Raw genomic sequence first — 8913 nt, forward strand, 5'->3', positions numbered from 1 at the left:
CCTGTTCTCCCTTTTTTCGTTGTAATCAAAACAACACCGTTCGCCGCACGCAAACCATAGATCGCTGCTGCTGCATCCTTCAGAATTGAGATGCTCTCAATATCTTCCAAACTCAGTGAGTTGAATACATCATTACCGGAAATCCGGGATACACCTAACCAGTCTCTGGAAGCATCACCCCCGTAAGGAACACCATCAACTACATATAACGGGTTTCCCATATTACGGATCTCCAGATCGATACCTCTACCGGGGCGGGCATCCTTGGCCCGTGTTGACAAACCAGGCATTTTACCTGCCAAAGCTCCTGCTGTAGTTGTCGAAGATGAACGCGTCAATTCTTCAGAATCAACACTACTTACTGCAGTAGTTACTTTTCGTTTCGACTGCGTACCATAACCTACGGCCACAACTTCATCCAATCCAATGGACTCTTCCTCTAAAGTAACATCGATCACTGTTTTTCCACTAACACTGACCTCCTGCATTTTCATACCCACAAATGAAAACATCAAGGTGCCATTAGCAGGAACATTTGTCAGGTTATAATTACCATCCGTATCGGTAATTGTTCCTTTAGCTGTTCCTTTCACGACAACTGTAACGCCCGGCAGAGCAATTCCGCCAGAGTCAACGACTTTTCCTTTAATGGTATTTTCCTGTTGGGATTGCGTGTTGCTTTCTGCAACTTCCCCTGTCGATACAAATTGCTCCTGTTTTTCCTGAGATTTTGTGGTTGAAGCCCATGATTGAAAACCACAGACTAATAACAGAAACGTACTCAGTTTCAAAATTCTGAAAACTTTTTGGTAGCGGGATATCTCTACCCGCTCCATTGGAATTTTATTCATAAATTTAAGCGATTAAGTGGTTAAATCTTTTTTGCTGTTTTGACTACTTTACAATGGGACGATGTTGGTAGCATCTCCCATTTTTTTAAACTTCACCTCTTCTTCATAATTTCTTTCACTGGTATTGTTTTAGGTTTCTAGAAAATTTCATGTCAACAAAACTATTTTCAGGTCCACAATTTTCGACTAACAAAATCGTCAAATGCATACCACAAATTCGTCACGCATCATAAACAACAGTAAAACAACAGATTGGATAATAAAGAATCACAAAGAGCAACACGAATACATAGCAAAAAACGCTTAACGTGCAGGAGAAATAATCTCTAAGTGAATTAAAAAGCATTGGTAGAAAGTGGCTGATGGCTTTAATTCTTTCAGCGAAAAGGAAGAACAATAAAGTCAGCTCCATGCCACACATCCTTTTAAATAATCTGGCATTGGATTTTTACTAACGACAAACCGGCAAAGACAGAAATAGCGGTTTCTAATTCGTCAAACAGTTATAAAATAATAGGGGAAACAAACATGGGTTAATTATTCATATATCCATGATATTAAATACATTAACATCAATACTTCGTCCGGAAAGGTTTTAACTCCCCTTTCTTTTAATTAAGAAAGTAAGCAAACTAAAATGCATTTATTAAACAAGGCTGAAGGGTGATTTTATGCCGACTTTACTGGAACTTTAGATTTTGCCTTTATCACAGGATCCGGAATTTCCAATAGATTAGCTTTCTTCTTTTCATTCTCCAACTCCCAATCACGAAGTATCCAAAGAAGAGAAATATCTTTCTCATAAGTGCTTGCCGATTTAATACAAAACAGCAAGCCATTTAGCTTAGCGACAAGCTCGATTAAATATTGGCGAATTATTATCATGAAGACACAGGTTTACAAAGCCATAGAAACTATCTCTGCTCGTTCTATTTCAACCCTTACAACTAACTAGTTATTAAAAAACGGATGAGCGGTGGAAGAACAAAAGGATGAGCGAACCATCCAGTATTCCAAAGCATCTATACACCACATAAACAAGCAATTACAAAAATACAGCAACACAAGCTAAACCGGATAACAAATTCGTCAGACATGCACCACAAATTCGTCAACCAAGCCATTTTCAGCTAATCATACAGCAAGCTACACTCTATAATCACAGGTTATAAAATGGCTGCATTTATATCTAATTATTAAATACTGAAACAGGTAAAACTCATACCAAATAATCGTGCAGTTCGCTTATTTGCTCCGGTACTCTTTCGGCGACATCCCCGCATGCCGTTTAAAGTACTTGCCAAAAAATGACTGTGAAGGAAAATTCAATGCGTGAGTAATCTGTTGAATGGTCATATTGGTCGATTTCAATAAGGCTTTAGCTTCCAGAATAACAAAATCATTGATCCACTCAGTTGCCGATTCTCCACTGGTATCTTTCACCACTTTCGACAAATATTTGGGGGTTAAACACAATTCATCGGCATAATATTCCAAACTTCGTTGTTCCCGGTAATTCACTTTAACAAGGTTTAGAAAACGCTCAGTCAGCAACTCTTGCTTCGACTTTTTATCACCAAGATCCTGTTTCTGAAACTTGTGGTTCAATGCGAAAAAGAAAGCCTGAGACAAGTGCTTAATTATATCAATTCGGTTCGGATTATTCTCCAGCTGAACGGTCTTCTTAAACATGCTGTAATAGTCGAGTGCGAGATTTAGCTCTTCCGGCTCCAAAGGCAACCATGGATTATCCCTTATCAACCGAAACAAGGGGAATCGATCGTAAGCATCAATCAATAGCTTATCCGTGAATTGCTTCGACATGACAATAAAACGGCCCTCAAAATCGTCACTGATTTCATGATGTTGCAATATCTGATCCGGCATAATAATTGAAATTCCAGGTGCGCTAAACTGATAGTCTTTCAGGTTGACTGAGCCTGTCATATTTCCCTTAATACAAATAACCACGACCGTAATATCCAATATGAACGGATATTTAGTTTCAGGCAAGATTACAGGCTTTTCAACTAAAATGTAGTCCAGATCAATGGAAACCATTTCTCTTTTTCCAACTTCCTTGCGCCAGTTTAAAGGATTAACCAGATTCTCCATCGTTTTTTATTTAAATATAGGACTATTATACGTATTTAAATTATAAAATGCGATAATTAGTCCAATTTTATGCCCTTTTAAACCTTTTTTGACCAATTCAGCGCCCATATCTTTGCCCCCAACAAAAGTCTCAAAGCATATGAAAAACAGAAAAGCAAGATTGATCATGAAACTAAAAGCACTCGTTTTGATTTTCCTATTTGCCATACCCGGTGTAAAAGCACAGGACGAGCAAAAGATGAACATCTCACAGATGTTGGAATTTGCGACCAAGCATAACTATGATTTACGTGAGGCCAAGTTCAACCAGATGCAAAGTGAACTCTCCGTCAAAGAGACCAAAGCACATGGTCTTCCTAAGGTGGACGGTGAAATGGATTACAAAAACTACCTGAGCCTCCCAACGATCATCCTCCCGGGGGAATTAACAGGTGTTTCCGGAGCTCCCGACATTGAAGCTCAGTTTGGCAAAAAGCACAACCTGGATGCTTCCATTCAGTATTCCCAGTTACTTTTCTCGCTGAAGTATATCAACTCGGTAAAAACCACGGAAAAGGTACAGGAAATCAGAGGTCTCGAAGTTGAAAAATCAAAAGAGGAACTGGTTCAATTGCTTTACTCCGAATATTACAATTTGTTGGCGATCTACAAAAATCTGGAGATTATTGAGGGAAATATGGAATCGTTGCAGCTTAATCGGCAGACCGTTGCAGCGATGGTCACGTCGGGTGTTGCTTTACAAACCGACCTGGACAAGATTGATGTTAACTACGCCAACCTCGAAGCAAGCCGCGAAAACGTGCTGTCAGGCATTGCCGTGCAAACGAACAACCTGAAATACATCATCGGAATGGATCCAAATGTTCAACTGGAGGTCGATACGACCGGTTTTAGCAAGGAATTTGCCAATGCGCAATTCATCAACAAATACCAGCAGGGAAATTTCGACGCCAGCAACTTAATTGAGGTTGAGATCCTGATTAAAAACCTGGAATTGAACAACCGCCAAATTAAATTAGCCAAATCGGAAGTTACGCCAACTGTTTCATTCTACGGAAGCTACATGTACCAGGCTCAACGCGATCAATTCAACTTATTTAAGTCAGGCGAAAACTGGTTTAACACAAACCTGATAGGTGTTAAAGCAACCATCCCGATTTTCTCAGGATTAGGTAACAAAGCAAAGGTTAATCAAGCCAGAATCGACATGGAGATCACACAAGATAAACTTGCAAAAGCGAAACAAGGACTTAGCCTGAAATATCAGAATGCCATGAACACCTACCAGTCGAGCCTGAAAAACTGTCGCATTCAAACGAAGAATGTATCACTGGCTGAAAATGTAAAAAAGCAGGAGGAAGTGAAATACAAAGAAGGCATTGGCACACTAACCGACTACCTGATTTCGGAAACAGATTACAGAAACGCTCAGATCAATTTTGTTCAGAATTTCCTGAACATGAAAAAAGCAGAGATTGATCTTCTGAAAGCAAAGGGCTTGCTTATCTCATATGCGCATTTAAATCAAAATACACCACAATAAATCAACACCTCCAAAAGGATTGAGACCAATCAATTTAGTTCTGTTAACTCGAAAAAATTAAATAATCAGACAATGAAAAAGACATTTAAAACATCGCTTTACATCATAACGACTCTGCTGATTTGCGGATTAGTATTTTTCCAACTTAAGCGCAATAAAGCTGAAACAGCGAAGATTACAGCTTTAGCGACCATGACCGGTAATTTCTACCCGGTTAAGGCCACAACAGTCGAAGAACAAGATATCAATAACACCATCGAAACCAACGGCTTTTTGCGTTCCGAAACCGACCTCGATGTTCTTTCGGAGACTCAAGGGGTTATCCAGAAAATTTACAAAGAAAAAGGTGACTACGTTAAAAAGGGCGACATTATTGCCAAGGTTGACGATGAACTGTTTGCAGCTCAACTTTCAGCCAATAAAGCAGCTTACGAGCAATTAAAAAAAGAAGTTGACCGGTTTACCACCTTACATGCCCAACATGCAGTAACAAGCCAGAAGTTAGAAGAAATCAAGTTAAACTTCCAATCAGCAGAAGCACAATATGTGTCCGCAAAACGCCAGTTTGAAGATACCCGTGTAAAAGCTCCGATTGACGGTTTTATTGAAAACGACTTCATCGAAAAAGGGCAATATCTCAATCGCAATCAAAAGGTTTGCAATATCATCGATGCTCAAAAGCTGAAGCTCAGCATTGCCGTATCAGAACAAAACTATCGTTACCTATCCTTAGGGCAACATACAGTGATCAGCTCACCAGTTTACCCGGATGTAAAATTTGAAGGCAAAATCAGTTATATCGGTAAAAAAGCCGGGTACGGCAACAACTTCGATGCCGATGTTCAAATTGTCAACGACAAGAAGCACCAATTGAAGGCCGGGATGTTTGTAACGGCAACAATCGCACAGCAAAAGGAAGCCCCGGGAATGTACATTCCAAGAAATGCCATTAACGGATCGCTCAAGGATGCTTCGGTTTATGTCATCGAAAACCAAATTGCCAAATCACGCAAAGTTACTACCGGGCAAATTGTGAACAACCAGGTTGAAATCGTCAATGGTCTAAACCCGGGCGATCAAATTGTAACCGAAGGTAACTACAGCATCTTCGACGGTGCAAAAGTTAAAATCACGCAATAAGCCCAACTAATAATTTTAAAAAATTGAATAGATGAAACTCGTAAGTTTATCCATACGAAGAAGCACTGTTCCAATCGTATTATTCACCATATTGATTCTTTTGGGCTTATTCTCTGCATCCAAAATAAAGTATGCACTGATGCCTGAAATTACAACAGCAACCGTTGTTGTATCTACGATTTACCCGGGAGCAGGTCCAAACGAAGTACAGCAGTCTGTCACGATCCCCATTGAAGATGCCGTCGCATCGCTAAGTGGGATTGAAGAAATTGAATCAAGCTCAATCGAGAACCTTTCGCTTGTCAAACTGTCCCTGAAGCTGGATGCCGATGTTGATGTTGCCATACAGGAAGCAACGCAGAAAATCAACAGTATTGTCGCCAACCTTCCATCAGGAATCCGGACGCCATCCATCGAAAAATTTGATCTGAACGCGCTCCCTATTTTTATCGCCGGGGTAACCTCAGATAAACCGGCGAATGAATTTTATGAATTTGTAGACAACCGGATTAAGCCTGAATTGGCCAGTATTCCCGGAGTTTCGAGGGTAGAACTGGCTGGAGGTCTGCATCGTGAAATCAAAATCATGCTCGATCCCCACAAGTTGGAAGCCAATAAGCTCAACTTGCTGGAGGTATCGAAAATGATTGAATTCGCCAACATGGACATACCAACCGGGAAACTGAAGACGAATACCAACGAAATGACCATTCGTCTGTCTGGCAAAATCCGCACGATTGACCAGTTAAAAGATATTATTGTTGGGGCATCAAACAACGGTACCGTAATTAAGCTGGGCGATATTGCCGATGTTTATGATGGCGTCGCCGATCCGGACAAAATAACCCGGATAGACGGACAGGAGACAATCGGTATTGAAATCAGTAAGCAGAAGGATGCCAATTCCGTTGAAGTCGCCAAATTGGTTCGTCAAAAGTTTGCCCAGTTGGAAGCAACATACGAAAAGGACAATCTCCAGTTTAAAACCGCCGACGACCAGTCTCGTTTCACCATCGCTGCATCCGATGCGGTCATGCACGACCTGGTAATGGCAATCATCCTGGTATCACTGATCATGCTCGTGTTTTTACACAGCATGCGAAACTCGATTTTCGTATTGGTAGCCATACCAACATCATTGATTTCGACCTTTACAGCCATGTACCTGTTCGGTTTTTCTTTCGACCTGATTAGTTTAACATCCTTGTCCCTTGTGGTTGGATCATTGGTTGACGACGCGATTGTGGTCATCGAAAACATTTACCGCCATATGGAGATGGGCAAAAATCGCATACAAGCATCTTACTTCGCTGTCAAAGAGCTGGGAATGACCGTAACTGCAATCACATTGGTTTTAGTCGCCGTATTCCTCCCCATTGCGTTTGTCTCCGGAGTTGTTGGCGATATTTTGCGGGAGTATGCCGTTACCATTGTGGTATCCATGCTATTGAGTTTGCTTGTATCGTTCACGCTGGTTCCATGGATGACTTCCAAATGGGCAAAGCTGGCCACGCCGAAAAATAACTTCCTGGGAAAACTATTGGCTATATTCGAAAGCGGAATCGATCGTTTCAACAAAGTAATTCACAGGGCCATGCTCTGGGCTCTCAAGCATAAGGTTGTCACCCTCATTGCATCCGGACTTTTATTCTTTGGTACATTTTCCCTCTTCCCGGCTGGCTACATTGGTGCCGAATTTACATCGGCCGGAGACCGTGGTTCTTTCATTCTTAGATTGGAATTTCCGCATAACATCAGCCTGGAAGAGAATAACAATACCACACGTAAGGTTGAAGATTTTTTAATGAATCAACCTGAAGTTGATATGGTTTATGCAACTGTTGGTAAAAAGTCCGGTATGGTTACCACATCTACAACTCCCTACTACAGTGAGGTTAGTGTGAACATGATCCCACTGGATCAACGCTCAGTATCGACCAATATTTTTGCACGCAAGATCCGGGCAAAACTCGAAGAGATGATCATCGGGGCAAAAATCAAAGCTGTATCCGTCAACATCATGGGGAGCGAAGACGTCCCCCTGAAGTACTACATTGTTGGGCAGGATATCGATAGCGTGATGGCCTACTCGCAACAAGCACTCAAAGCACTGAAATCGATCGATGGAACCGTAGAGACTGAGCTCAGTGTAGACCTGGCCACCCCGGAATACAAGATTGAGGTTGATCGGGACAAGATGACAAAACTGGGCTTGAACCTGGCCACCGTTGGGGGAATCTTAAGAACCTCGTTTGCCGGTAACACCGACAACAAATTCCGGGATGGAGAACAGGAATATGACATTAACATTCAGTTGAATGAAGCTGACCGTCGTACGAAAAAAGACCTTGAAAATATTACTTTTATTTCATCGACGACCGGCGAATTAATTAAACTGTCGCAATTTGCTGACATCACTGAAAGTACCGGTCCTTCAAACCTGGAGCGCTACAATCGGTCACCATCTGTTCAATTGTCAAGCCAGATAATCGGGGTATCTCAAAGCAAGGTGCAAAGTGAGTTTGACCAGAAATTGAAAGAGATCAAAGCACCTGAGTCGACCAAAGTAACGACCTCTAAGACCACAAAATTGATGGCTGATTCGTTTGCAGACTTGGGGATGGCCTTTTTAGCCGCCATTATTTTCGTGTATTTAATCATGGTCGTTCTTTACAACAGCTGGGCCGATCCGTTCATCGTGATGTTCTCCATCCCGATGTCGATTACCGGTGCAATTTGGGCACTTGCCTTAACCAACCTGACCTTAAACATTTTCTCCATCCTAGGGATCATCATGCTTGTTGGTTTGGTTGCTAAAAATGCGATCCTGATTGTGGACTTTGCCAACGACCTGATGCGTGAAGGCAAGGCACTGACTGAAGCGATCTCTGAAGCGGTTGAACTTCGCTTCCGCCCAATCCTGATGACCAACGTTTCAATGATCATCGGCTTGCTCCCACTAGCCTTCTCGCAAAGTGAAGGTGCCGAGTGGAAAAACGGTATCGGTTGGACGTTGATTGGCGGGATGACTGTTTCGATGGTTCTTTCCATGATCATCGTCCCGGTTGTCTACTACATTGTAAAAAGACTTCAACAAAAGATGGGCTTAGATAAAAAAGAAGCGATTGTTTTCGTAGAAGAGTAAATTTTCCAGAATAATCTCGAAATCAGCTTCCCCCGTTGAGACACGCCACCGTGTTTCTGCGGGGGAAGTTTTTTGGAGGAAACTTGAGTTTTTTAATTGCAATACGGAGTCTATTGAAA

6 protein-coding genes are annotated in these 8913 nt (G+C 41.7%); 3 read left to right on the plus strand and 3 right to left on the minus strand.

The genetic code is table 11. The features are described from left to right. The 3 genes from AC37HE_RS00515 to AC37HE_RS00525 form a co-directional block, all read right to left on the minus strand. On the minus strand, nucleotides 1-851 hold an 851-nt coding region (locus AC37HE_RS00515; RefSeq protein WP_500780810.1), incomplete at its 3' end, for a carboxypeptidase-like regulatory domain-containing protein. Between the two features lie 669 nt (nucleotides 852-1520). After that, entirely contained in the window at nucleotides 1521-1736 is a 216-nt protein-coding gene (locus AC37HE_RS00520; RefSeq protein WP_500780811.1) for a hypothetical protein, read from the minus strand. A 360-nt stretch (nucleotides 1737-2096) separates the two neighbouring features. Continuing rightward, entirely contained in the window at nucleotides 2097-2966 is an 870-nt protein-coding gene (locus AC37HE_RS00525) for a helix-turn-helix domain-containing protein (protein WP_500780812.1), read from the minus strand. Between the two features lie 139 nt (nucleotides 2967-3105). On the opposite strand from AC37HE_RS00525, the gene AC37HE_RS00530 reads away from it, so the two are divergent. The 3 genes from AC37HE_RS00530 to AC37HE_RS00540 all read left to right on the plus strand — a co-directional run bounded on the left by AC37HE_RS00530 (nucleotide 3106) and on the right by AC37HE_RS00540 (nucleotide 8794). After that, nucleotides 3106-4509 (plus strand): TolC family protein, encoded by a 1404-nt coding sequence (locus tag AC37HE_RS00530; RefSeq protein WP_500780813.1) that lies wholly within the window; start codon nucleotides 3106-3108, stop codon nucleotides 4507-4509. A gap of 72 nt (nucleotides 4510-4581) precedes the next feature. Continuing rightward, nucleotides 4582-5649: an efflux RND transporter periplasmic adaptor subunit gene (locus AC37HE_RS00535; RefSeq protein ID WP_500780814.1), complete on the plus strand. Its 1068-nt coding sequence runs from the start codon at nucleotides 4582-4584 to the stop codon at nucleotides 5647-5649. Between the two features lie 31 nt (nucleotides 5650-5680). Further along, nucleotides 5681-8794 carry an efflux RND transporter permease subunit gene (locus tag AC37HE_RS00540; protein WP_500780815.1) on the plus strand — a complete coding sequence of 1038 codons (3114 nt, stop codon included), beginning with the start codon at nucleotides 5681-5683 and terminating at the stop codon, nucleotides 8792-8794. The last annotated feature ends 119 nt before the right edge of the window (nucleotides 8795-8913 follow it).

Source organism: Mangrovibacterium sp. (assembly GCF_059905295.1).